The sequence below is a fragment of the Allobosea sp. RAF48 genome, from assembly GCF_052114025.1.
Classification (GTDB): Bacteria; Pseudomonadota; Alphaproteobacteria; order Rhizobiales; family Beijerinckiaceae; genus Allobosea.
Genome location: NZ_JBFRDZ010000001.1, coordinates 419,756 through 443,310 on the forward strand (window position 1 = coordinate 419,756; position 23,555 = coordinate 443,310).

The 23,555-nt window shown below is 66.9% G+C and carries 20 protein-coding genes; 10 read left to right on the plus strand and 10 right to left on the minus strand.

Features of this window, described 5'->3' with window-relative positions:
• Positions 1-28: 28 nt before the first annotated feature.
• The 3 genes from AB4Z10_RS02060 to AB4Z10_RS02070 form a co-directional block, all read right to left on the minus strand.
• On the minus strand, positions 29-937 hold the full coding sequence (locus AB4Z10_RS02060) for an ABC transporter permease (protein ID WP_441468691.1): 909 nt from the start codon (positions 935-937) through the stop codon (positions 29-31).
• On the minus strand, positions 934-1,875 hold the full coding sequence (locus AB4Z10_RS02065) for an ABC transporter permease (RefSeq protein WP_441468692.1): 942 nt from the start codon (positions 1,873-1,875) through the stop codon (positions 934-936). Before AB4Z10_RS02065 ends, AB4Z10_RS02060 begins: the two co-directional genes overlap by 4 nt.
• Positions 1,876-2,008: 133 nt before the next feature.
• On the minus strand, positions 2,009-3,604 hold the full coding sequence (locus AB4Z10_RS02070; RefSeq protein ID WP_441468693.1) for an ABC transporter substrate-binding protein: 1,596 nt from the start codon (positions 3,602-3,604) through the stop codon (positions 2,009-2,011).
• Between the two features lie 395 nt (positions 3,605-3,999).
• On the opposite strand from AB4Z10_RS02070, the gene AB4Z10_RS02075 reads away from it, so the two are divergent.
• Positions 4,000-4,956 carry an amidohydrolase family protein gene (locus tag AB4Z10_RS02075; protein WP_441468694.1) on the plus strand — a complete coding sequence of 319 codons (957 nt, stop codon included), beginning with the start codon at positions 4,000-4,002 and terminating at the stop codon, positions 4,954-4,956.
• Positions 4,957-4,969: 13 nt separating this feature from the next.
• Here AB4Z10_RS02075 and AB4Z10_RS02080 read toward each other — a convergent pair whose 3' ends face one another.
• Both AB4Z10_RS02080 and AB4Z10_RS02085 read right to left on the minus strand, forming a co-directional pair.
• On the minus strand, positions 4,970-6,376 hold the full coding sequence (locus AB4Z10_RS02080) for an amidase (protein WP_441468695.1): 1,407 nt from the start codon (positions 6,374-6,376) through the stop codon (positions 4,970-4,972).
• Positions 6,377-6,484: 108 nt separating this feature from the next.
• Entirely contained in the window at positions 6,485-7,714 is a 1,230-nt protein-coding gene (locus AB4Z10_RS02085) for a M20 family metallo-hydrolase (protein ID WP_441468696.1), read from the minus strand.
• A 158-nt stretch (positions 7,715-7,872) separates the two neighbouring features.
• On the opposite strand from AB4Z10_RS02085, the gene AB4Z10_RS02090 reads away from it, so the two are divergent.
• From AB4Z10_RS02090 to AB4Z10_RS02100, 3 genes are all read left to right on the plus strand, one after another.
• The gene (locus AB4Z10_RS02090; protein WP_441468697.1) at positions 7,873-9,279 is read left to right on the plus strand and encodes an MATE family efflux transporter; all 1,407 of its coding nucleotides are present in this window, start codon (positions 7,873-7,875) and stop codon (positions 9,277-9,279) included.
• A gap of 173 nt (positions 9,280-9,452) precedes the next feature.
• Positions 9,453-10,214 carry a L,D-transpeptidase gene (locus tag AB4Z10_RS02095; protein ID WP_441468698.1) on the plus strand — a complete coding sequence of 254 codons (762 nt, stop codon included), beginning with the start codon at positions 9,453-9,455 and terminating at the stop codon, positions 10,212-10,214.
• 103 nt (positions 10,215-10,317) lie between these two features.
• On the plus strand, positions 10,318-11,154 hold the full coding sequence (locus tag AB4Z10_RS02100; protein ID WP_441468699.1) for a DUF2076 domain-containing protein: 837 nt from the start codon (positions 10,318-10,320) through the stop codon (positions 11,152-11,154).
• Positions 11,155-11,360: 206 nt separating this feature from the next.
• Here the strand turns inward: AB4Z10_RS02100 and AB4Z10_RS02105 are convergent, their stop codons facing one another.
• Positions 11,361-12,164 carry a L,D-transpeptidase gene (locus AB4Z10_RS02105; RefSeq protein WP_441468700.1) on the minus strand — a complete coding sequence of 268 codons (804 nt, stop codon included), beginning with the start codon at positions 12,162-12,164 and terminating at the stop codon, positions 11,361-11,363.
• A gap of 166 nt (positions 12,165-12,330) precedes the next feature.
• Positions 12,331-13,761 (minus strand): lipopolysaccharide biosynthesis protein, encoded by a 1,431-nt coding sequence (locus AB4Z10_RS02110; protein ID WP_441468701.1) that lies wholly within the window; start codon positions 13,759-13,761, stop codon positions 12,331-12,333.
• A 286-nt stretch (positions 13,762-14,047) separates the two neighbouring features.
• Here AB4Z10_RS02110 and AB4Z10_RS02115 point away from each other — a divergent pair, with 286 nt between their 5' ends.
• Positions 14,048-14,890, plus strand: a complete 843-nt coding sequence (locus AB4Z10_RS02115) for a DMT family transporter (RefSeq protein WP_441468702.1) — start codon at positions 14,048-14,050, stop codon at positions 14,888-14,890.
• Here AB4Z10_RS02115 and AB4Z10_RS02120 read toward each other — a convergent pair.
• Both AB4Z10_RS02120 and AB4Z10_RS02125 read right to left on the minus strand, forming a co-directional pair.
• Complete coding sequence (locus tag AB4Z10_RS02120) at positions 14,877-15,359, minus strand: PaaI family thioesterase (protein ID WP_441468703.1); 483 nt, start codon at positions 15,357-15,359, stop codon at positions 14,877-14,879. The genes AB4Z10_RS02115 and AB4Z10_RS02120 overlap by 14 nt on opposite strands.
• 79 nt (positions 15,360-15,438) lie before the next feature.
• Positions 15,439-15,906: a MarR family winged helix-turn-helix transcriptional regulator gene (locus tag AB4Z10_RS02125; RefSeq protein ID WP_441468704.1), complete on the minus strand. Its 468-nt coding sequence runs from the start codon at positions 15,904-15,906 to the stop codon at positions 15,439-15,441.
• Positions 15,907-16,134: 228 nt separating this feature from the next.
• Here AB4Z10_RS02125 and groES point away from each other — a divergent pair, with 228 nt between their 5' ends.
• The 5 genes from groES to AB4Z10_RS02150 all read left to right on the plus strand — a co-directional run bounded on the left by groES (position 16,135) and on the right by AB4Z10_RS02150 (position 22,861).
• Complete coding sequence (groES, locus tag AB4Z10_RS02130; RefSeq protein ID WP_112578552.1) at positions 16,135-16,422, plus strand: co-chaperone GroES; 288 nt, start codon at positions 16,135-16,137, stop codon at positions 16,420-16,422.
• Positions 16,423-16,470: 48 nt separating this feature from the next.
• The gene (gene groL / locus AB4Z10_RS02135) at positions 16,471-18,108 is read left to right on the plus strand and encodes a chaperonin GroEL (RefSeq protein ID WP_441468705.1); all 1,638 of its coding nucleotides are present in this window, start codon (positions 16,471-16,473) and stop codon (positions 18,106-18,108) included.
• Positions 18,109-18,330: 222 nt separating this feature from the next.
• Positions 18,331-19,245 carry a phosphate/phosphite/phosphonate ABC transporter substrate-binding protein gene (gene phnD / locus AB4Z10_RS02140; protein ID WP_441468706.1) on the plus strand — a complete coding sequence of 305 codons (915 nt, stop codon included), beginning with the start codon at positions 18,331-18,333 and terminating at the stop codon, positions 19,243-19,245.
• A gap of 179 nt (positions 19,246-19,424) precedes the next feature.
• Positions 19,425-20,537 (plus strand): branched-chain amino acid ABC transporter substrate-binding protein, encoded by a 1,113-nt coding sequence (locus tag AB4Z10_RS02145; protein WP_441468707.1) that lies wholly within the window; start codon positions 19,425-19,427, stop codon positions 20,535-20,537.
• Positions 20,538-20,767: 230 nt separating this feature from the next.
• Entirely contained in the window at positions 20,768-22,861 is a 2,094-nt protein-coding gene (locus AB4Z10_RS02150) for an ABC transporter ATP-binding protein/permease (protein ID WP_441468708.1), read from the plus strand.
• Between the two features lie 166 nt (positions 22,862-23,027).
• Here AB4Z10_RS02150 and AB4Z10_RS02155 read toward each other — a convergent pair whose 3' ends face one another.
• Positions 23,028-23,513 carry an META domain-containing protein gene (locus AB4Z10_RS02155; RefSeq protein WP_441468709.1) on the minus strand — a complete coding sequence of 162 codons (486 nt, stop codon included), beginning with the start codon at positions 23,511-23,513 and terminating at the stop codon, positions 23,028-23,030.
• Between the last annotated feature and the right edge of the window lie 42 nt (positions 23,514-23,555).

Sequence of the window (23,555 nt, forward strand, 5' to 3'; positions counted from 1 at the left end):
AGGGTTGTGCCAGTTGCGGGGCTGGTCCTCAGATGGACTTCGCGAGGCGCGGATCGAGCGAGTCGCGCAGGCCGTCGCCGAGCATGTTCACGGCGAGCACGGTGAGCGAGAGGAAGACCGCCGGGAACAGGATGATGTGCGGCCTGACCTGCCAGAGCGCCCTGCCCTCGGCCATGATATTGCCCCAGGACGGCGTCGCCGGCGGCACGCCGGCGCCGATGAAGGACAGGATCGCCTCGACGATCATGGCGCTGGCGCAGATGTACGTCGCCTGGACGCTCATCGGCGCGAAGGTGTTCGGCAGGATGTGCCTGATGATGATGCGTGGCACGCGAGCGCCGTTGGCCACTGCCGCCTCGACATAGGGCTGCTCGCGCAGCGACAGCACCACGCCGCGCACCAGCCGCGCCACACGCGGGATCTCGGCGATGGTAATGGCGATGATGACGTTACCGACGGAGCCCCGGGTCAGTGCCATCAGCGCGATGGCGAGCAGGATCGGCGGAATCGACATCATGCCATCGATGACCCGCATGATGATGCCGTCGGTCCAGCGCACGAAGCCGGCGAAGAGACCGATGGTGAGCCCGACGACCGACGACAGGATCGCCACGCTGAAGCCGACGAGCAGCGAGACGCGCGCGCCATAGATCACGCGCGAATAGATGTCGCGGCCGAGCATGTCGGTGCCGAACCAGTAGAGCTCGGAGGGCACGCGCGTGCGCCGCGACGGCGAGATCGCGGTCGGATCGACCGTGCCGAGCAGCGGCGCGAAGATGCCGATGAGTGCCATCAGGACGAGCAGGCCGCCGCCGATCGCGACGGAAGGGTGCCGGCGCAGATAGCGACGGAAGCGGGCCGAGCGGCTGAGCGTGGCCTTGACCGGCTCGGCGGCAGCGGCGACGGCCGGGGCCGGGATGGAGGATTGAGCGGTCAATAGCGGATCCTCGGGTCGACGAGGGTATAGGTCAGGTCGATCAGCAGGTTCACGAGCACGTAGACCAGGCTGAACATCAGCACGACGCCCTGGATGACCGGGTAGTCACGCCGCAGGATGGCGTCGACGGTGAGCCGGCCGAGGCCGGGAATGGCGAAGACGCTCTCGGTCACCACCGCACCGCCGATCAGCAGCGCGATGCCGATGCCGATGATGGTGACGATCGGCACCGCCGCGTTCTTGAGGGAGTGCAGGAAGAGCACGTCCTTCTGCGACACGCCCTTGGCCTGGGCCGTGCGGACATAGTCCTGCTGCAGCACCTCGAGCATGGTCGCGCGGGTGATGCGGGCGATGAGCGCGATGTAGACGAGCCCGAGCGTCACCGCCGGCAGGATGAGGTTCCTGAGCCAGGGCCATAAGCCCTGCGAGATCGGCGTATAGCCCTGCACAGGCAGCCAATCGAGCTTCAGCGCGAAGAAGTAGGCGAGCAGATAGCCGACGACGAAGACCGGCACGGAGAAGCCGAGTACGGCGAAACCCATCGCGGCCTTGTCGATCCAGCTCCCGGCCTTCCAGGCGGCGATGACGCCCATCGGAACGGCGATGACGACGGCGAAGATCAGGGTCAGCACCATCAGCGAGACGGTGGGCTCGATGCGCTGGGAAATGAGCTGCGTCACCGGCAGGTTGGTGAAGATCGAGGTGCCTAGGTCGCCCTGCAGCACGCGGAAGGACCATTCAGCGAAGCGGATCAGATAAGGGCGATCCAACCCCAGGCTGGCGCGGATGCGCTCGACATCGGCAGGGGAAGCCTGGTCACCGGCGATGATGGCCGCCGGATCGCCCGGCGCGATGTAGAGCAACGAAAAGACGAACAACGCCACGAAGGCCATCACGGGGATGGTCGTAATGATGCGTCTGACGACGAAAGCAAACATAAAGCCGTGGAACCTCGTTCACGTCGAACCTGGGAACCGCGGCCCGGTCTTCTCCCGGGTCGGGGCGAGGCGAAGTGTCGGAGCCCGGCCGGCCCCGAGGGGCGGAGCGGCTATGCCGCCCCGCGAAGAGAGGTCAGGCCTTGGCGACGTCCCAGAAGAACGGCAGAGGGCCGCTGACGACGCCCGAGACGTTCTTCCGCCAGGCCTGATAGCCGAGATAGAAGCCCGTCGGCGCATAGACGACGTTCTCGACCGCCGCCTTGTTGAGCTTGGCCATCGCCGCCTTTTCGCCGGCCAGGTCCTTGGCGTTGAACCAGTTGGTGACCTCGGTCTCGACCGCGGGGACGTCGGGCCAGCCGAACCAGGCCTTCTCGCCATTGGCGCGGATCGCCGTATAGGCGGCCGGATTGATGCAGTCGGCGCCGGCATGCCAGGTGTGGAACATGCTCCAGCCGCCCTGCCCCGGCGGTGTCTTCTGGGCGCGGCGCGAACCGACCGTGCCCCAGTCGGTAGCGACGAAATCGACGTTCATGCCGATGCTCTTGAGCAGCTCGGCCGTGACGTCTCCCATCGACTTGGTGGCAGCCATGTCCTGCGCGACGATGCAGACCACCGGCTCGCCCTTGTAGCCGGACTCGGCCAGGAGCTTCTTGGCCTCGGCGACATTGCGCTTCTTCAGGATGTCGCCGCCCTCTTCCGTGTAGAGCGGCGTCCCGGGCGTGAAGAAGCCCGGCAACGGCTTCCAGAGCTTGTCGTCGTCGCCGACGACCGCGCGCATGTAGTCTTCCTGGTTCAGCGCCGTCAGCACCGCCTGCCGCACCTTCACATTGTTGAAGGGCGGGAAGAGGTGGTTCATGCGGAAGGCGCCGATATTGCCGAGCGGATCGCCGATATCGACGTTGATGTCCTTATGCCCCTTGAGGACCGGCACGAGGTCGGCGAGCGGGGTCTCCCACCAGTCGACCTCGCCGTTCTGGAGCGCGGCAGCGGCCGTCGCCGCATCGGGCATGATCACCCACTCGACCCGGTCGACGAGGATGTTCTTGCCGCCGGCGAGCCAGTCCGCCTTCTCGGAGCGCGGCTTGTAGTCAGCGAACTTCTCGAACACCGCCTTGGCGCCGGGAACCCAGTCGCTGCGCAGGAACTTCATCGGCCCCGAGCCGATATATTCGGTGATCTGGGTGAACGGATCGGTCTTGGCGATCCGCTCCGGCATCACGAACGAACACGGCGCGTTGTTCTTGGCGAGCGCCAGCAGCATCTTCGGGAAGGGCTGCTTCAGCGACCATTTCCAGGTCAGCTCGTCGACTGGCGCAAGCTCCACCTGGATGGCGCGGATCATCAGGCCCATCGGATCGCGCGCCGACCAGCGCACCAGGCTCGCGACCACGTCCTTCGACGTCACCGGCGTGCCGTCATGGAACTTGAGGCCGGACCGCAGCTTGAAGGTCCAGGTCAGGCCGTCGGAGGAGACCTCCTCGGCCTCGACCATCTGGCGCTGCGGCTGGAACTTGGAATCGATGCCGTAGAGCGTGTCCCAGACCAGCGCGGCGGCGTTGCGGACGACGTATTGCGTTCCCCATATCGGGTCGAAATTCGCGAGATTGGCCTGCGGCACGAAGCGCAGCGTCTTGCTCGCCCCCTGCGCCAGTGCCGGCATCGCCAGCCCGCCTGTCGCCGTTGCCACGCCGGCGCCCGTCGCGGATTTCAGAAATGTCCTGCGATCCATCAATCCTCTCCCCTGAAGCGGCGCCTCTGATCGGGCTGCCTTGCCGCGAGTTTGGGCAGAAAAATCCTGCCTGACAACACGCGGCAGCGCCCAATCGAGGCAAATGGCTTCCGTGCAGGGTCCGTGCCAAACGACGATGAAGCGCGCCTCGCGCAACGCAATCGGCAGAGAACGACCGCATGCGCCCACAAGACGCCAGATAATTGCGACTCCGGCGATAAAATCGATTTAAACGTGTTATCAGATCTGTGCCGTGCCAAATCTTCGGTGTCGCCTCGCCAAGGACTTCGCCGTGCTGAAGGGCCGCGTCGCCGGATCATTCGACCACAGCGCGGCTTGATCTCCAGCGGCTCAAGCGTTCACATCACCGCAGCGCCAATGATCGCGATGAAGCCATGCGTTGCTCGCCGCTCGCCGCCCTGGTCTCGACACTCTGCCTGCTCGTCCAGCTTTCCGCTGTCCTCGCGCAGACCGGGCCGCTGAGCAGCGGTTCGCGGGCTCCCGCGGAGACTGTCGACCCGCCCGGAGCGGCCGCCGAGGCCGTGCCGTTCATCGATGCCCATGTGCATCTGAACGACGAGGCGATGCAGCTCGCACTGATGGAGCGTTTCGGGGCGACGCGCGCAGTCGTCTTTTGGGGCCGGGATAGCGACAACGAGACGATCGCGGCGGCAGCACAGCGGAATCCGGATCGCTTCATCCCCTTTGCCTCGATTTCGCCCGAGCGCAGGGCGTACCGGAAAAGCTGGGACGGGCAGGATCCGGCTGTGCTGGCGGCCCTGGATCAGCTCCTATCGACAGGGCGGTTCAAGGGAATCGGCGAGATCTCCGCCGCTCATTTTCCCTCGCCCGGGTTCCCCGAGGCCGATTACGATCCGACGGGCGCGATCATGCGCGGCGTTCTCGAGCTGGCCCGCAAATATGGCCTGCCCGTCATGGTCCATGTCGAGATCACCCGGATAAGGGAGCTCTCGCTCCTGCTGGAGGCCTATCCGGACGTAGCCGTCATTTGGGCGCATGGGGGCTACACCCCGGTCTTCCTGGCTCGCCGCATGCTCGAGCGCCACCCCAATCTCCATTACGAGCTCAGCGCCCGGACCTGGCCCCGGCACCCGCGCGCACCGGACTACACGATCCTGCGCGATGGCAAGGCCGTCTGGCCTGAATGGCTCGAACTCATCGAGGCGAAGCCCGAACGCTTCCTGATCGGCACCGATGCCAGCCAGCGCTCACTGGGCAGCGACGCGATGAAGTTCGCGAGCGTTCAGTCTTTCCTGCAACAGCTGCCCCCCGCCACCCGGGAACGGGTGGCGAGCCGCAACCTGCTCAGGCTGGTCGAACCGGCGCGCTGACGGCCGACGACCTCTACACGCGCGGCGCATCGACGCGCGCGAACGGCCTGGCCAGCTCAAAGGCGGCTGCGGCCCGCAGAACGAGCGCGTCCTTGCCGAACGCTCCGACGATCTGGAGCCCCGCCGGCAGCCCCGTCGCAGTCAAGCCGCAGGGCACCGACACGGCCGGCTGCTCAGTGATGTTGAAGGGGTAGGTGAAGGGCGTCCAGCGCGTCCAGTCCTCGCCATAGGCGCCATGCTCCGGGGTATTGCGCCCCACCGCGAAGGCCGGCAGAGGCAGCGTCGGCGTCAGCAACAGGTCGTAACGCGCATGGAACTGCGCCATGCGATAGGCCAGCGCATTGCGCTGGTTCAGCAGCGCATCGACATAGGTTGAGGCCGGGATGCGCTCCCCCAGCTCGGCGACCGCGACCAGGCCGGGGTCCATTCGGGAACGCGCGGCCGCATCGACACTACGCAACGCCAGCGCCGCGCCGGACGCCCAGATCGTCATCAGGGTCTCGATCGGATCGGCGAAGCCGGGGTCGACCTCCTCGACCGTTGCGCCGAGCTCGGCGAAGACTTGCGCCGCGGCAGCAGTCAGCGCAGCGATTTCCGGGTCGACGGCAACGTCCTGCCCAAGGCGCGGCGACCAGGCCACGCGCAGGCCCCGGACCCCGCCCTTCAGCCCATCGACATAGTCAGGCGGACGATCCGTGAGCGCCGTCATGTCGCGCGCGTCGGGCTGGCCGATCACCTTCATCGCCAGCGCCGTGTCGGTGACGGTGCGGGTCAGCGGGCCGAGATGGGCGAGGAAGCCCATGGTCGAGATCGGCCAGGCCGGAACGCGCCCGTAGCTCGGCTTCAAGCCCACGACACCGGTGAAGGCGGCGGGAATGCGCACGGAGCCGGCCCCGTCCGTGCCGAGATGGATGCAGCCGAGATTGAGCGCGGCGCAGACCGCCGCACCGGAAGAGGAGCCACCCGGCCCCGTGCCGGTGTTCCAGGGGTTGCGGGTGATACCGGAGAGCGGGGAGTCGCCGACGCCCTTCCAGCCATATTCCGGCATGGTGGTCTTGCCGAGGAACACCGTGCCGGCTTCTCGCAGCCGCGCCGTGGCGGGAGAATCCTCCGCGAAGGGCGCATCGGAAGCGACCGCCGAGCCGCGTCGCATCGGCCAGCCGGCGACGCCGAGATTGTCCTTGATGGTGACGGGCACGCCGTCGAGCGGGCCGATCGCCTCGCCCTTCAGCCAGCGCGCTTGCGAGGCCTCCGCCATCGCCAGCGCGATCGCCTCATCGCGGACGACGAAGGCATTGACCTCGGGCTCGAAGCGCTCGATGCGCGCCAGCGCATCCTTCGCGACATCGACCGGGGAGAGTTCCTTGCTGGCGTAGAGCGGCCCGAGTTCGGCAGCGGAAAGCGAGGCGATCGTCGTCATCGAAGGTCCTTTTGCAGCCTCATCGAAAATTTGAGTCCTCATCCCGAGGAGCCGCGCCAGCGGCGTCTCGAACCTCCTCGGGATGAGGGCTCATTTGTTCAAGCGCTTTCAGGCGTTGGCGACGCGCCAGGCAGTGCTGAGCAGGATGTTCGCGCCGGCGGCCATGTCGTCGTCGGTGCTGAATTCGGCCGGGTTGTGCGACAGCCCGCCGATCGAGGGGATGAACACCATCGCCGTCGGACAGAGCCGCGCCATCATCTGCGCGTCATGGCCGGCGCCCGAGATCATCCGCCGGATCGGCAGCCCGAACTCGCCGGCGCTGCGCTCGACCTCGGCGATCAGTTCCTCGGCGAAGGGCGTCGCCGGGAAGCGCGCGAGGTCACGGAAGGAGATCTCGATGTCGTCCCGCGCGGCAAGCTCGGCGCAGAAGCGGCGCACCGCCTCCTCCGCCTGGGCAAGCGGCGCATCGAGCGGGTTGCGCAGGTCGAGCGTCATCACCACCGTCTCGGGCACGACATTGACGTTGCCGGGCTGCACGCGGATGACGCCGGAATTCGCGAGCTGGTGCGGGATCGTCTTGGTCAGCTCGTTGGCGAAGATGTTGATGCGCGCGGCGGCAAGGCCCGGGTCCTTGCGGTAGGCCATCGGAGTCGTGCCGGCATGGCTCGGGCGGCCCTTGAGGGTCAGCTCCAGCCAGCAGATCGCCTGGATGCCAGTGACGGCGCCGAGGCCGCCGCCCTCGCTCTCGAGCACCGGCCCCTGCTCGATATGGAGCTCGAGATAGGCGTGCGCGGGCAGGAATCCCGGTCGCTCCGCACCTTCGTAGCCGATGCGCTTCAGCTCGGCGCCAAGGCCGACGCCCTCGGAATCGACTTCCCTGTGGGCCGCCTCGACGCTCATGCCGCCGGCCCAGACATAGGAGCCGAGCATGTCCGGGTGGAAGCGCGCTCCCTCCTCGTTGGTGAAGGCGATCACGGCCATATCGCGCCTGGGGGTCAGCCCCGCGTCGCGCAGCGCCGCCAGAACCTCGACGCCCGCGACGACGCCGAGCGCCCCGTCGAAGCGGCCGCCGGTGCCGACCGTGTCGATATGCGAGCCCATGACGATGGCGGGACCGTCCTGCTGGCCCTTGAGGATGCCGACGATGTTGCCGATCGCATCGACGCGGACATCGAGGCCGAGCGCCTCCATCTGGCTGACCAGCCAGTCGCGGCCCTGCCGGTCCTCATCGGTGAGGGCGAGCCGGCGGCAACCCCCTTCCGGCGTCGCACCGATCTTCGAGAGCTCTGCCAGGCGCGCGGCCAGCCTCGCGCCGTCGATCCTCAGATTGGTGCTCATTCGTCCAGGCCCTCCGGCAATCCGCAAGGCAAGATGCAGACCGCGGCGGGACTTGTCGACCCGCGTCCAGTGCATCGGCTCCGGGCGTCGTCAGTCGCGGCTGTGGCTGTTTCAAAGCTTCAATCGGCGGTAGAAGCGGCGCCCCGAGAAAGCGCCTCATGACGACTGCCGACACAGCCAAACCGCATCATCCCTGGCTCACCGAGGCGCGCGCCATGCTCGCCCTGAGCTGGCCGATGGTGCTGACCAATGTCGCGCAGACGGCGATGATGGCAACCGACGTCATCATGATGGGCCATCTGGGCCCGGAGGCGCTGGCGGCCGGCGCGCTCGGCACCAACCTCTACAATGCCGCCCTCATCTTCGGCATCGGCGCGATGGGCGCAGTCGCGCCGATGCTCGCGATCGAGCTCGGCCGCAACAGGCATGCGGTGCGCGATCTGCGCCGCACCGTCCGGCAGGGCTTCTGGGCCGCCGCCACCATGGTGGGGCCGATGTGGCTCTTCCTCTGGCAGGCCGAGTTCATCCTCACGGCGATGGGCCAGGACCCCGCCTTGTCGAGCGCGGCCGCATCCTACATCCATACGCTGCAATGGGGCCTGCTGCCCTTCTTCCTCTATCTGTGCCTGCGCGGCTTCGTCGCCGCGCTGCAACGGCCGCGCTGGGCGTTCATCGTCGTGCTCGGCGCCGTCACCTTCAACGCCTTCGCCAACTGGTGCCTGATGTTCGGGCGGCTCGGCTTCCCGGCGCTCGGCCTGCCGGGCTCGGGGATGGCCACCGCGCTGTCCTCGGCCCTGATGTTCCTGGGCCTCGCGCTCGTCGTCTCGCTCGACCGGCGCTTCCGGCGCTATCATGTGCTCGGCCGCTTCTGGGTGCCGGACTGGCCGCGCTACCGCGCCTTCTGGCGAATGGGCTTCCCGATCGCTCTGACGCTCGCCTTCGAATCGCTCATCTTCTACGGCGCCGCCTTCATGATGGGGCTGCTCGGAGCGACCGCGCTTGCGGCCCACGCCATCGCGATCCAGATCGCCTCGCTCGCCTTCATGGTGCCGCTCGGCATCGGCCAGGCCGGGACCGTCCGGGTCGGCCGCGCCTTCGGATCCGGCGACAAGGAGGGCATCAGGCGGGCCGGCACGGTGGCGCTCATCCTGGCGCTGAGCTTCATGAGCTTTACCGCGCTTCTGATGGCAACCGTGCCCCACTGGCTGATCGCGCCCTTCCTCGACCGCTCGAAACCCGGCGCGGAAGCGGTCGCCCAGATCGCGATGGTCTTCCTGTTCTATGCGGCGGTCTTCCAGATCGCCGATGGCGCGCAGGTCGTCGGCTCGTCGATCCTGCGCGGGCTTGGCGACACGCGCCTGCCGATGATCCTTGCCGGCATCGGCTACTGGGGCATCGGCCTGCCGCTTTCCGCAGCTCTCGGTTTCGTGACCCCGCTCGCCGGACGCGGCATCTGGATCGGCCTTGCCATCGGGCTGACGGCAGTCGCCGTGATGATGCTCTCGCGCTGGTGGGCCCGCGAGCGGTTGGGACTGCTCAAATGGGGGCTGCGGGAGGCGGCCTAGCCGGCTCGACGAGCTGTGGCCGATCGGCAACAGAGTTGCACGGCCACAATTTGGCCACCTCCTGTTCACCCCACGGCCATCTCGGGCACCTTGAACGGAGGCCTGCAACGGCGCATGGAACCGCGGCGCCGTCCCACCGTTGACCTCCGCCCGCAACTCCGAGTTTTCCGTCGATGTCTCCCGCCCGCCCGTCCGCCTCTCCCCTTGCCCGTCCGACACGCCGCGCCTTCGCTGCGCTGACGCCGTTGTTCCTTGCCGCCTGCGTGAGCCAGCGCCAGCAACCCTATGAGGTTGCCCCGCATGGGCGGCAGATCAGCCCGGAATACCTGTCGATGTATGGCGAGCGGCCGGATGAGCAGCACCCGCTGCCGGCCACGGACCTCACCGAGGTCGAGCCGCAGTTCCTGCGCCGCATCGTCTCCTACCCGACCCGCGAGCAGCCCGGCACCATCGTCGTCGATACCGACAACCGCTTCCTCTATCTCGTCCAGGAGAACGGCAAGGCGATCCGCTACGGCATCGGTGTCGGCAAGCAAGGCATGTCCTGGCGCGGCCGCGCGACGGTCGCCCGCAAGGCGCAGTGGCCGCGCTGGACGCCCACCCCAGCGATGATCGCCCGCGAGCCGGAGCGGAACCGCCCCTGGGCTGCCGGCATGGCCGGTGGCCTCGAGAACCCGCTGGGTGCGCGCGCGCTCTATCTCTACCAGGGCAACCGCGACACGATGTACCGCATCCACGGCACCTCCGAGCCGTGGTCGATCGGCAAGTCCGTCTCCTCGGGCTGCATCCGCCTGTTCAACCAGGACATCATCGACCTCTACAGCCGCGTGCCGACCGGGACGGCGGTCGTGGTGCTCAACCGCGGCACGCTGCAGCCGGGCTCCGAAGTCGACGAGATGCCGCCGCCGGACGACGATTTCGGCGGCAGCATCTGACCCGCCGCGGCAGCTTGCCGCGGCTATGGCCTTGATACTGTCACAGGCCGGGCCCACCTCTTCAACGCGGCGCAACGATGCCGCGTAACGAGAGGAGATGACGATGACGCCGCAAGAACGCGACGTGATCGCCGGGATTTTCGACCGCCTCAAGCAGGCGGCCAACCAGCCCCGCGACCCCGAGGCTGAGAATTTCATCGCGGAGCGCCTGCGCGAGCAGCCCTATGCGCCCTATGCCATGGCCCAGGCGGTCTATGTACAGGAGCAGGCGCTCGCGAATCTGAACCAGCAGGTCGAAAGCCTGCAGGCGCAGCTGCGCGACGCCGAGAAGCGGGCGAGCGAGGCCACAGCCCAACCGGCTGCCGGCGGTTTTCTGTCCGGCATCTTCGGCGGCGGCAGCGTGCCGCGCACAGGGTCGGTGCCCTCCGTGACGCCGCGTGCCGATGCCGCCGCCCCCGCGGGTGTCTGGAACACGCAACCGCAGGGCCAGCCCACGCAAGCCGGCCCGATGCAAGCTGCTCCGGCGCAGGCCGCGGCGCCCATGCAGCCCGGCCCGTGGAGCAACCAGCCGCAGCAGGCGCCCGGCCGCGGCGGCGGTTTCATGGCGAGCGCACTCAGCACGGCGGCGGGTGTCGCCGGCGGCGTTGTCCTCGGCAATGTCCTTGCCAACGCCTTCAGCGGAGCAGGCGGTGCCAGCAAGGCTGCAACCCCGGCGGCAGCGGCCGACACGAACGCCAATGCCGGCGCCAACACGCAGCAGGCGGCTTATGATCAGGGCACCGCGGATCAGTCGGCCTATGATCGCGGCTCGTCCGACCAGTCGGCGCAAGATCGCTCGGATTACGGCCAGGGCTATGACGGCGAGGCCAAATACGATCAGGCGAGCAACGACGACGACGATCCCGGCATCGATTCCGGCGACGACGACAGCTGGGTCTGAAACGACCATCAAAACGACGAAGCCCGCCTGGAAAGGCGGGCTTCTTTATTGGGCGATGGGGTTCACGGCGGCCAAAGCCGCGAATGTCTCCTTGGGTCGCTGACGGGGACTAGTCGGCGTCAGGATACGATCCGACCATTCACCGCTGTCTGTCCTGCCGGATCTCTGGTTTCTCTTTTTCTTGCGAGCGGCCTGCTCCGCGCGGTTCAGATCACCAGCACCTTGGCGCCGACGCGCACCCGCTCGTAGAGATCCTGGACGTCGTCATTGGTCATGCGGATGCAGCCCGAGGAAACCGCCTGGCCGATGGTGTTCGGTTCGTTCGTGCCGTGGATGCGGTAGAGCGACGAGCCGAGATACATGGCGCGCGCACCCATCGGGTTCTCCGGGCCGCCAGCCATGAAGCGCGGCAGGTCCGGCCGGCGCTTGAGCATTTCCGCCGGAGGCGTCCAGCTCGGCCATTCCGCCTTACGGGTGATCGTCTTCATCCCGGCCCAGGAGAAGCCGGGACGGCCGACGCCGATGCCGTAGCGCATGGCCCGGCCGCCCGGCTGCACCAGAAAGAGGAAGCGCTGGGGCGTGTCGATGATGATCGTGCCGGGCTTGTGCGGGCCGTCATAGGCGACTTCCTGCTTGCGGAAGCGCGGATCGACGATCTGCTGGATGCCCTGCTGCGGCTCGATCGGCTGGCCGAGCGCCGCCATGCGGCGGCCGGCCTGCGGCTGGCGCGCCGCCTCGAACGGATCGGCTTCGTAGCCGGGCGCCGACCTCACGGTCTGGCCATAGGCATAGCCACCCGGACGGTTGTAGACGGCGCCGCCGCGGCCATTGGGTGACGGATCGCGGCCCGTCATCAGCATCTCGATGAAGCCGCCGCCGTAATTCGCGCGGCCATGCGCCGCCGCCATCGGATCGCGGGGCGCGGCATAGCCATAGCCCTGCGCCATGGCTCCGCTCGCGGTCAAGGTACCGGCTGCGATCAGCAGCGGAAGGACAATCGTTCGACGCATAACGCAACACTCTCGACAGCGACTGCCGGAAGAGTGCGGAGCGGCTTGAAATGAATGGTGAATCGCGGACTTCCAGCGCGCAGATCACGCCAAAACCCAGCCAATTCGCGGAATTAACCTTAGCGGGGCATCAACCCACAGGGTGAAGGAAGCGTTGCCGGCCTGGCTAGCGCCTTAACCCTTTGCGAGCGACCCAACGCAGCTTCAGGCCGCTGCGCCAGCGGCCGACATCGCAGGCGAGGATCACCGCCGCATAAGCCAGGGCGCCGAGGACGATCTGGAGCGGCAGCTCCGCCGGAGCCGGCAGACGGTCCTGCAGCGGCCAGACCACCAGAACCATGACGGCGGCGGCGAGGACGACACAACTGAGATCGCGCAGCGGCGGCCAGGACGGCAACATGCGCAAGGCCACGACACCCGTCACCGCAAAGGCCGTCACGAAGGCTGCGCTTTGCGCGACGGCGATCGTTTCCGACGCGAATGCCCCTGGCAGCGCGAAGATGATGGCAAGGTTGACAACCAGGCCCGCCAGAGCCGCAAAGGTGGCGACGAGGGTACGCCTGGCCAGCAGGAAGACCGGGTAGATCGCCGCCTGGAACAGTGCGATCGCGGCGAAGCCGGGCAGCAGCACGGCCATATAGCTGGCGAAATGGCCCCTGAAGCTCGCCGGCACGAAGAGGCGTTCGAAGGCCGGCAGTGTCAGCCAGAAGCCCAGCGCGACGGGCAGCACGAGGGCTAGCACCGTCACCATGTTGCGCGCGATGCGCTTCTGTGCGGCGAGGCGGCCTCGCGCCTCATCGAGGCGGATGACCTCGCGCAGCAGCAATATCTCCAGCATCGAGGCCAGCACCGGAAAGAGCCTGAGGCCGATATCGGAGGCAAGCGAGAAATAGCCGGCCTCCGCGAAGCCGAAGCGGTCCGCCAGAATGGCGCGATTGAGCAGCGGGATCAGTGAATAGACGGCGTTGCCGGCCACCAGCGGCAGCGCATAGCGGGCGAAGCTGCGGGCAAGATCGGCGCGCGCGGCGGCAAGGCCCGACCCCGCATCCGCCAGCCTGCCGCGCACAGCGAGCACCGAGACGACGGTGCTGGCCAGCCCGCCGAGCAGGACGATGGCCGGATCGCGCAGCCACCATGCAGCCCCGACCATCAACGCGAGGGCAATGCCACTCCTGACGAGGACGAGCCGGGCATAGGCGGCGTCGAGGAAGCGCGAGCGGGCGACCGCCCCGTGATAGTCGAACCAGCCGGCGCCGACGCCGCCGGCGACGGCCACCGCGAGCAGCGTCATCGGCAGCCCCGTATCGATGCCGGCGAGCAGCGCCGCCGTCAGGAGCGCGCAAAGGGAAAGGCCAATACCAGCGAAGAGCAGATTGAGCGTCGCGCGGATGCCGGGATCGCGCTCCCGGCTTTGCGCCGAATAGAAGCGGACGACCGAGAGCTTCAGCCAGTCGAGCAGCGCCGTGTTGACCAACACGACGATCGCGGCACCGATGGCAAAGAGCCCGAACGCCTCGGGCCCCAGGAACAGGGCGATGAGCAGCCCGAGGACGAAGTTCAGCCCGGCATTGACAATGAAGGGCAGAAGAACGGTCATCGCCTCTCGGTCATCTCGTCGTGAGCCTGACGCCTTTGCGGCACCTCGTGCGATTCGCAGCCAGGTCGCAAGCCCGGCTCTGCAAGGCGTGCCGCTGCCGATGCGATTGTCCCACGCCGGGAGCGGCCGGCATGGCAATGTCTCGGCAATCGACCCCTGCAATGACAGCATTGGGGGCCTGTGCGCCCCTCCCCTAGGCGCGCTCCGGGATCGGCCTTAGACGAGGTCCCGGCCCGTGCTCTCCATGGGCGCCCCTCCCGGACAGCCATGGACGCGGCCTGACAGCATGAATCGGTCGATTGCTCTGCGCGCCGCGCTCGGCATCGCCCTGCTCACCGCCATGGATGCGGTGATCAAGGGCCAGATGCAGCACCACCCCTTCATCGTGGCGCTGTTCATGCGCTTCCTGATGGGCGGCCTCTGCGCGCTCGCCGTTCTCGCGCTCGCCCGCCCGGCCCGCCCGACGCGAGACAGCATCATCGGCAATGTCGCGCGCGTCCCGCTCGTCGTGATGACGGCAGGCAGCTTTTTCTATTCGGTCTCCGTGCTGCCGCTCGCCGAAGCGCTGACATTGTCCTTCCTGGCGCCGGTCTTCGTCGCGGTTCTCGGCGGCCTGCTGCTGAAGGAGACGATCGACCGGCGCGTGCTGCAGGCGCTCGCCTTCGGCCTTGCCGGCATGCTGGTCATGGTTTGGCCGCGGCTGCAGGGGCATGTCAGCGGCGCCAGCCTCGGCGTCGCCGCCGCGCTGTTCTCAGCGGTCAGCTACGCCTTCAACCTGATCCTGCTGCGACGCATCGCGGTCAGAGAGCATCCCACCGTCATCGTCGCCTTCCAGAATGTCGGGCCGGCGCTGTGCCTAGCCGTCCCGGCGGCCCTCGCCTTCGTGCCGATGACGCTGGCGGATCTGGCGATCTATCTCTTCGCGGGAGCGCTTGGCGTCGCGGGTCATCTCACGCTCACCTCGGCCTATGCCATGGCGGCCGCGTCCCGGCTGGCGGCAATCGAGTACACCGCTCTGATCTGGGCCAGCCTGCTCGGCTTCTTCCTCTTCGGTGAGATGCCGCTCTATACGACCTATCTCGGTGCGCTGCTGATCGTGGCCGGCGCCGGGGCGGTCAGCCGGCGCTAGGCTTGGCGGGAAACACCAGGCAGGTTTCGGTGCCGTGCGCGAGCAGCTTGCCACGTTCGTCGCGCAGATTGCCTTCCGTCGTGATGACGGAGCCGCCGCGATGGATCAGCTTGCCTTCGCAGCGCACCGTGCCCGAGTCCGGCATGACCGGCCGGACATAGTTCAGCTTCATCTCGAGCGTGGTGTAGCCCTCGCCCGGCTTGAGCGTTGAATGGGCGGCGCAGGCCATGGCGGAGTCGAGGATCGTGGCGGTCCAGCCGCCATGAATCGTGCCGAGCGGATTGAAGAAGCGGGGTGACGGGCGCCCGACGAAGACGACGCGCCCTTCATCCGCCTCCACCAGATCGAAATCCATGGTCCCGGCGAAAGGCGGAGCCGGGTGAGCGCCGTCGATGATGCCCCGCAGGAAGCTCAAGCCGTCGCCCGCGACCAGCACCTCGCGGGACACCACTCCAAACGTCCGATCCATGGCGCCCTCTCAAATCGTGTATCTGCACGTTAGAGAGAGGACGGCTGGCTCGTCAACCGGAGTTGATTGGACACCGCGTTCACAGAACGTCCCGCGCCGCGCGGCGCAGCGCCCTCAGCCCGTCGCGGGTCTCGCGCCAGCGCTCCTCGCCGAAGCCGCCTTCGATCCTGTCCTGCGCCGCCCGCCAGTACGGAATGGCGGCCTCGATCGCAGCCCTGCCCTTCTGCGTCACCGCATAGACCGCGGCTCGGCCCCGGCACTCGACCGGCTCGACCATGCCCTCAGCAGCGAGAAGCTGGAGATTGCGGGTCAGCGAAGTTCGCTCCAGCGCGAAACGCTCGGCCAGCTCGGTGATCGACTTCCATTGCCCGGTGCTCAGCGCCGAAAGCAGGACAAACTGGGTGATCTTGAGGCCGCTCGGCCGCATCGCCTCGTCATAGGCACGGGTGACGGCCCGGGCCGTCATCCGGACGTGTAGCGCCACGCAGGAACGCGCGATGTCGTCGAGGCGCGGATCGGGCGCGGGCGGGGGCGCGAGTGTCGTCATTCAGCCATCTTAGCGTGTTCTAGCGCGTGCGGCAGCCGAAAGGCTAAGGGCTGCGATGCCGCACCCGGCGGCGTTCACTTTGTTGTCGCAGGCTTCCTTGACTCTCCGGGACCCCGAGCCTATCTCCCGGCCATCTGTTAGCACTCTCCTTCGTTGACTGCTAACAGCCTCCCCCGGGAGCCATTCAGCGGCGCCCGAACCGAATAAGACCGAGAGGAAGACAGAACCATGAAGTTCCGTCCTTTGCATGACCGCGTCGTGGTCCGCCGCCTGGATGGCGAAGAGAAGACCAAGGGTGGCATCATCATTCCCGAGACCGCCAAGGAAAAGCCCCAGGAGGGCGAGGTCATCGCCGTCGGTCCCGGCGCGCGTGACGAAGCCGGCAAGCTCGTTGCCCTCGATGTCAAGAAGGGCGACCGCGTCCTGTTCGGCAAGTGGTCGGGCACCGAAGTCAAGATCGATGGCCAGGATCTCCTGATCATGAAGGAATCCGACATCATGGGCGTCGTCGGCTGATAGCCGCCTGACCGCTCTCTTCCGTTTCCATTTCAAGGAGTAGCTCTCATGGCTGCCAAAGACGTCAAGTTCTCCTCCGACGCCCGCGACAAGATGCTGCGCGGCGTGGACATCCTCGCCAACGCCGTGAAGGTCACGCTCGGTCCGAAGGGCCGCAACGTCGTGATCGAGAAGTCGTTCGGCGCTCCGCGCATCACCAAGGACGGCGTCACCGTCGCCAAGGAGATCGAGCTCGCCGACAAGTTCGAGAACATGGGCGCCCAGATGGTTCGCGAAGTCGCGTCCCGTCAGAACGACCATGCCGGCGACGGCACCACGACCGCCACGGTCCTGGCCCAGGCGATCGTCCGCGAGGGCGCCAAGTCGGTTGCGGCCGGCATGAACCCGATGGACCTGAAGCGCGGCATCGACCTGGCCGTCGAGGCCATCGTCGCCGACCTCAAGAAGAACTCGAAGAAGGTCACCTCGAACGCGGAAGTCGCGCAGGTCGGCACGATCTCGGCGAACGGCGACGAGTCGGTCGGCAAGATGATCTCGACCGCCATGCAGAAGGTCGGCAACGAGGGCGTCATCACCGTCGAGGAAGCCAAGACCGCCGAGACCGAGCTCGACGTCGTCGAGGGCATGCAGTTCGACCGTGGCTATCTATCGCCTTACTTCATCACCAACTCCGAGAAGATGATCGCGGAGCTGGACGACCCCTACGTCCTGATCTTCGAGAAGAAGCTCTCCTCGCTGCAGGCGATGCTGCCGATCCTCGAGGCCGTCGTTCAGACCGGCAAGCCGCTGCTCATCATCGCCGAGGACGTCGAGGGCGAGGCTCTCGCCACGCTCGTCGTCAACAAGCTCCGTGGCGGCCTCAAGGTCGCGGCCGTCAAGGCTCCGGGCTTCGGTGACCGCCGCAAGGCCATGCTCGAGGACATCTCGATCCTGACCGCCGGCCAGATGATCTCGGAAGACCTCGGCATCAAGCTCGAGACCGTGACGCTCAACATGCTCGGCCGCGCCAAGAAGGTGCGCATCGAGAAGGAGAACACCACGATCATCGACGGCGCCGGCAAGAAGAAGGACATCGAAGCCCGCGTCGGTCAGATCAAGGCCCAGATCGAGGAGACCACCTCGGACTACGACCGCGAGAAGCTCCAGGAGCGCCTGGCCAAGCTCGCTGGCGGCGTCGCGGTGATCCGCGTCGGCGGCGCGACCGAGGTCGAGGTCAAGGAGAAGAAGGACCGCGTTGACGATGCCCTGAACGCCACCCGCGCCGCGGTGGAAGAAGGCATCCTGCCGGGCGGCGGCGTCGCCCTGCTGCGCGCTCTGAACTCGGTCAAGTCGATCAAGACCCAGAACGACGACCAGAAGACCGGTGTCGAGATCGTCCGCAAGGCGATCGCCGCTCCGGCCCGCCAGATTGTCGACAACGCCGGCGATGACGGCGCGGTCGTGATCGGCAAGCTGCTCGAGTCGAAGGACTACGCCTGGGGCTACAACGCCCAGACCGGCGAGTACGGCGATCTGGTCAAGGCCGGAATCATCGACCCGACCAAGGTCGTGCGCACGGCGATCCAGGACGCGGCTTCGATCGCGGGCCTGCTGATCACCACCGAGGCGATGATCGCCGAGCTGCCGAAGAAGGACTCGCCGATGCCCCCGATGGGCGGCGGCGGCATGGGCGGCATGGACTTCTGAGGAAGTCCGGACGCCCAAAGCGTCTGAATGCCGAAACCGGGCAGGCCCGGTTTCGGGGGCGGCATGGACTTCTGATCCAGCCTCCCAAGGCAATCATGGAAGGCCCGGCGCAAGCCGGGCCTTTCTTCGTTTCACGGCACTGTCATCCCCCCGCCATCCAGCCGTCGCCCCCCGCATGCATCCAGGACCGCTCAACGCATTCGTCGTATCCTGGGAAGCATCATGCCGACACGCCGCTCAGTCCTCGCCGGCCTTGCCGCCACGAGCGCCGTCCCCGCTTTCGCGCGGGCGCCGGACTGGCGACAGAGCATCAAGGAGTTGCGCTTCGGCGTCTCTTCCGCCGAGAACGAAACCGGTGCCATCGCCCGCACCCAGCCGATGGTCGACTACCTGTCGCAGCGCCTCGGCGTGCCCGTCCGGTTCTTCAGGGTTTCGGACTATGCCGGCCTCGTCGAGGCGATGCGTGCCGACCAGGTCGACTTCGCCCGCTTCGGACCGGCCGTCTACGCGCTCGGGCGCCGTGTGCTGGGCGAAAAGCTCCAGCCGCTGCTGCGCGACGTCGATAACCAAGGCCAGGAAGGCTACTATTCGGTGCTGCTGGTGCGGGCGGACAGCGCCTATCAGAACCTTGCCGATCTCAAGGGCAAGGTTCTGGCCTTCGCCGATCCGAACTCGACCTCCGGATACGCTTTCCCCGCTTATTTCCTGCGCAAGCAAGGCATCGACCCGAAGGCCTATTTCAGCGGCACCGTCTTTTCCGGCGGGCACGACAACTCCGTGCTGGCGCTGGTGCGCGGGCAGTTCGACGTCGTCGCGACCTATCAGGTCAATACCGAGTCCGGCGTCGCCCAGCGCCTCGCCCAGCGCGGCATGATCCCGGCCGGCTCGACCCGCGCGCTCTGGACGTCGCCGCTGATCCCCGCCAGCCCGTTCTCGACCCGCGCCAACCTGCCCCAGGGCCTGAAGGACGATTTCGTCGCAGCCATGAACGCGATGAAGGAGGCCGCTCCGGACGTCTGGAAAACCTTCACCGATGGCCATGTCTCGCGCTATGCGCCGGCGCGTCATGAGGACTATCTTGACGTCATCGCCGTCACCGAGGAGCTGGAAGCTCAGCGCAAGGCGAAGAGCGGCTGAGCGAATTCCAAACCAGCGCCCCTGCTCCCGGCGAAGCCGGCCGTCGCATTGCCATGCGTTTGTCGCGATAGCTGATGAAAATGCAGGCAGTGTCCCTCGGACCGGCCCTGGCCTATACAGGCGACAGGCGATCCTCGGCAGGGTCGCGCGCATAAATTGCATGTCGTAGGGAGATGCAGATGAAAAAATCCTATTTCCTCTCGGGCGCTGCGTTGGCCGCCACGCTGTTCCTGTCGGCACAGGCCGCTCAGGCCGACATCACGATCGGCCTCGTCGCGCCGCTGACTGGCCCCGTCGCTGCCTATGGCGACCAGGTCAAGAACGGCGCCCAGACCGCCGTCGACGTCATCAACAAGAATGGCGGCGTGCTCGGCGAGAAGCTCGTGCTGAAGCTCGCCGACGATGCCGGCGATCCGAAGCAGGGCGTCTCGTCCGCCAACCTCCTCGTCGGCGAGAAGGTCAAGTTCGTGGTCGGCCCGGTGACCTCGGGGGTCGCCATGGCGGTTTCCGACGTGCTCTCCGAGAGCGGCGTGCTGATGGTGACGCCGACAGCAACCTCGCCGGCGCTGACGACGCGCGGTCTGAGCAACGTCTTCCGCACCTGCGGCCGTGACGACCAGCAGGCGGACATCGCCGCCGCTTATGTCCTGAAGAACCTGAAGGACAAGAAGATTGCGATCGTCCACGACAAGGGCACCTACGGCAAGGGCCTCGCCGATGCCTTCCAGAAGGGCATCAATGCCGGTGGGCTCAAGGAGGTCGTCGCGCTGACGGTCAACCCCGGCGACAAGGACCTCTCGGCCGTCGTGACGCGCCTCAAGGCCGCCAACGTCGATGTGATCTATTTCSGCGGCTACCACCCCGAGGGCGGGTTGCTCTCGCGCCAGCTCGCCGATGCCGGCGTCAAGGCGACGATCATCGGCGGTGAGGGCCTCTCCAACACCGAGTACGCAGCGATCGGCGGCGATCATGCCACCGGCACCCTCTTCACCAACGCCACCGACGCGCTGAAGAACCCGGATTCTGCCCAGGCCGTCGCCGCGCTGAAGGAGAAGGGCATTCCTCCGGAGGCCTTCACGCTCAACGCCTATGCCGCGGTCGAGGTGCTCAAGGCCGCCATCGAGAAGGCCGGCAAGGCCGGCGACGCGACCGGCGCCGCCAAGGCGCTGCAGTCCGGCATGCCGGTCAAGACCGCGATCGGCACGCTGACCTACGGCAAGACCGGCGACCTGAGCTCGCCGAGCTTCTCTATGTACAAGTGGGACGCCGGCAAGATCGTCGCCGCCGAGTGACGCTCGCGACCAGCGGGCCACGGCTCCGCTAGACCTGCCTTCCGCCCCGGACGAGCCGAGCTCGCTCCGGGGCGTTTTGGTTTGCGGCTCAGGCGCGGATTTCGGCCTCGCAAGCGCCTGTCCGCCAGATGACAATTTGCTCATTCGGGCGCATCGCCATTGAAAGGCCCCATCCGCTGCGACATGGTCCGAATCGTGGAGCCCACCGTTTCCCGCCAGGATCCCTGCCCATGCGTCTGTTGAGCATCTTCGTCGCCCTGCTGGCGGCCGTCACGCTGGTCGCCGGCCAACAGACCGGATCGGCCGGGCTGATCGGCATGGGCATCGTCGGCCTGCTGCTGGCGGTGGTAACCTTCCGCTCGCCGACCCTGCCGTTCTTCCTGCGCATCTTCTCCGGCGTGTTCGCCATCGAATATGTGCTGTTCGGTGCGGCAGCCGTGCTGGCGCAGATCGACTGGTGGCCACCAGCGCTGCAGATTCCCGCGGTGCCGTCCAGCCTGCCGACCACCGTCGGCGTCTTCGGCATCCTGATCTACGCGATCTCCTTCGTGCCGGTGATCGCGCGCATCGCCCGGATCGCCTCACCCTATTTCGAATCGCAGGAGGTCACCACGGCCAATCTCTGGCCGATCGGTCCGTTCCGGATCCGGCTCGGCACGCTTGCGGTCTCGCTGTTCGTCTTTCTGATCGTGTTGAACCAGACCCAGGTCGGCATCACGCTGCGCCTCTCCTTCTTCAACCGCGACATGTACGACGCGCTGCAGAACAAGGATGCGGCGGCGTTCTGGTATCAGCTCTTCTACGTCTTCTGCGTCTGGGCCCTGCTCTGGGTCATTTCGAACCTCATCGAGCTCTTCGCCAACTACACCATCCTGATCCGCTGGCGGCAGTTCATGGCGAACGAGTACACGCAACACTGGCTCGATCACGCGACGCATTACCGGATCGCGCTTGCCGGCAGCGTCGACAACCCCGACCAGCGTATCGCCGAAGACACGCGCGCCTTCGTCAACCAGACCTACAACTTCGCGCTGCCCCTGCTCTCGCAGGTTTCGACGCTGGTCTCGTTCTCGATCATCCTCTGGAACATCCCGGTCGCCTTCAACCTGCCCGGCACCTCGATCGCCGTTCCCGGCTATATCTTCTGGGTCGCGTTCTTCTACGCGGTCGCGGCGACCTGGCTGACGCACCTGATCGGGCGCCCGCTGATCCGGCTCGAATTCGAGCAGGAGAAGCGGGAGGCGAATTTCCGCTTCTCCCTGGCCCGCCTGCGCGAATATTCCGAACAGATCGCGCTGATGGTCGGCGAGCCGACGGAGCGCGCTCACCTCGCGCGCCGCTTCGGCGACATCGTCGAGAACTTCTACCGGCTGGTCTGGCGCCGGCTGAAGCTGACCAGCTTCACCCTGTCCTACAACCAGCTTAGCGTCGTTCTGCCCTACATCATCCTGGCGCCCTACTACTTCGCGGGCACGATCACGCTCGGCATCATGATGCAGGTGGCCGGCGCCTTCGACCGAGTGCAGACCGCGCTCTCCTTCATCATCAACAGCTACTCCTCGATCGCCTCCTACCTCGCTTCGATCAACCGCCTGACCTCGTTTGCGTCAGCGATCGCCGACGCGCAGCACGGGCCGATCAGCGAGGAGGCTCTCAGCCGCGAGACCTCGCGCGACCAGGGCCTGCATATCCGCAACGCCACGCTGCTGCTGCCGAACGGCAAGCCGATCGTGAAGCTCGGCTCGCTCGATTTCGGCAAGGCGCGCTCAACCCTGCTGATCGGCCCGTCCGGCTCCGGCAAGTCGACGCTGTTCCGCGCCATCGCCGGCATCTGGCCCTTCGGCGACGGCAAGGTCGGGATTCCGCCCGAAGCGGATATCATGCTGCTGCCGCAGCGCCCCTATCTGCCGCAAGGATCGCTGCGAGCCGCGCTGGCCTATCCGGCCAAGGAAGGCGCCTATGAGGACGCCGCGATCCGCGCCGCGATGGAGAAGGTCAAGCTGGGCCATCTCGCCGACAAGCTCGACGAGGTCGATCTCTGGGGACAGCGTCTCTCGGGCGGCGAGCAGCAGCGGCTGGCCGTCGCGCGTGCGCTGCTGAGCAAGCCGGACTGGCTCTTCCTCGACGAGGCCACCGCCTCGCTCGACGAGAAGCTGGAAGGCGAGATTTACGCCACGATCGACCGGGAACTTCCCGAGGCCCGTATCGTCTCGATCGGCCATCGCGCGACGCTGCGCACCATGCACGATGCCATCGTCACCATGGAGCCGAATGTCGACGGCACCTTCACCCCGACGCCGACGGAAAAAACGCCGGCTGCCTGACGGCGAAGGGCGCTCCCCTTCTCCCCTCGGGGAGAAGGTGGCACGGCGAAGCGGCGTCGGATGAGGGCCGACCCGCCTCACTGATACAGGAAAGGGCCGCTTGCGCGGCCCTTTCCTCATCCATCTGATGCGCAGACACCTTCTCCCCCGAGGGGAGAAGCAGGCGTCAGAGCGAGCGGCTGAGGGTTACCTCGCCGGCCGCGCCCTTGAGGACGAGGCGGCCATTGACGATGTCCCAGTTGCGCGCACCGCGTAGTGCGGTGAGGAAGGTGCGCTCGAACTCGAGCAGTCCCTTGTCGCAATCACGCTTGGTAAGCGCGATCGGCCCCACGGCGAGGCCCTGCTGGCGCAGCGGGTAGGCCGAGGCCGAAAAGGTGTTGCAGCCGCCAAAGCCGGTGCCGCGGAGGTTCTTGTCGATGATCAGCGTCGCCCGGCGCTCGTAAACCGGCTTGCCGTTCAGCTGGACAACGCTCCAGCTCGCGCCGACCGGAAAGGTCTTCTCCTGCTGGGCCTGCGGAATCTCCGTCTGCCCGCCGCCGAGCTCGGAGCGCGACGGCATCTGCTGACGGCGCTGAGCCATGGCTTCGCCCGGCATCAGCATCGGCACGGCCAAGCCAGCAACAACGGCCGCAAGGCCAAGGCGTCGGATCATGATCGTCTTACCTGCATTCACTCGCACGGCCGCGCGGCCGGC

Bases quoted from the DNA above. Each gene is read 5' to 3' on its own strand.
- AB4Z10_RS02065 (WP_441468692.1), bottom strand. From the start codon at position 1,875: ATGTTTGCTTTCGTCGTCAGACGCATCATTACGACCATCCCCGTGATG.
- AB4Z10_RS02070 (WP_441468693.1), bottom strand. From the start codon at position 3,604: ATGGATCGCAGGACATTTCTGAAATCCGCGACGGGCGCCGGCGTGGCA.
- AB4Z10_RS02075 (WP_441468694.1), top strand. From the start codon at position 4,000: ATGCGTTGCTCGCCGCTCGCCGCCCTGGTCTCGACACTCTGCCTGCTC.
- AB4Z10_RS02080 (WP_441468695.1), bottom strand. From the start codon at position 6,376: ATGACGACGATCGCCTCGCTTTCCGCTGCCGAACTCGGGCCGCTCTAC.
- AB4Z10_RS02085 (WP_441468696.1), bottom strand. From the start codon at position 7,714: ATGAGCACCAATCTGAGGATCGACGGCGCGAGGCTGGCCGCGCGCCTG.
- AB4Z10_RS02090 (WP_441468697.1), top strand. From the start codon at position 7,873: ATGACGACTGCCGACACAGCCAAACCGCATCATCCCTGGCTCACCGAG.
- AB4Z10_RS02095 (WP_441468698.1), top strand. From the start codon at position 9,453: ATGTCTCCCGCCCGCCCGTCCGCCTCTCCCCTTGCCCGTCCGACACGC.
- AB4Z10_RS02100 (WP_441468699.1), top strand. From the start codon at position 10,318: ATGACGCCGCAAGAACGCGACGTGATCGCCGGGATTTTCGACCGCCTC.
- AB4Z10_RS02105 (WP_441468700.1), bottom strand. From the start codon at position 12,164: ATGCGTCGAACGATTGTCCTTCCGCTGCTGATCGCAGCCGGTACCTTG.
- AB4Z10_RS02110 (WP_441468701.1), bottom strand. From the start codon at position 13,761: ATGACCGTTCTTCTGCCCTTCATTGTCAATGCCGGGCTGAACTTCGTC.
- AB4Z10_RS02115 (WP_441468702.1), top strand. From the start codon at position 14,048: ATGAATCGGTCGATTGCTCTGCGCGCCGCGCTCGGCATCGCCCTGCTC.
- AB4Z10_RS02120 (WP_441468703.1), bottom strand. From the start codon at position 15,359: ATGGATCGGACGTTTGGAGTGGTGTCCCGCGAGGTGCTGGTCGCGGGC.
- AB4Z10_RS02125 (WP_441468704.1), bottom strand. From the start codon at position 15,906: ATGACGACACTCGCGCCCCCGCCCGCGCCCGATCCGCGCCTCGACGAC.
- groES (WP_112578552.1), top strand. From the start codon at position 16,135: ATGAAGTTCCGTCCTTTGCATGACCGCGTCGTGGTCCGCCGCCTGGAT.
- groL (WP_441468705.1), top strand. From the start codon at position 16,471: ATGGCTGCCAAAGACGTCAAGTTCTCCTCCGACGCCCGCGACAAGATG.
- phnD (WP_441468706.1), top strand. From the start codon at position 18,331: ATGCCGACACGCCGCTCAGTCCTCGCCGGCCTTGCCGCCACGAGCGCC.
- AB4Z10_RS02150 (WP_441468708.1), top strand. From the start codon at position 20,768: ATGCGTCTGTTGAGCATCTTCGTCGCCCTGCTGGCGGCCGTCACGCTG.
- AB4Z10_RS02155 (WP_441468709.1), bottom strand. From the start codon at position 23,513: ATGATCCGACGCCTTGGCCTTGCGGCCGTTGTTGCTGGCTTGGCCGTG.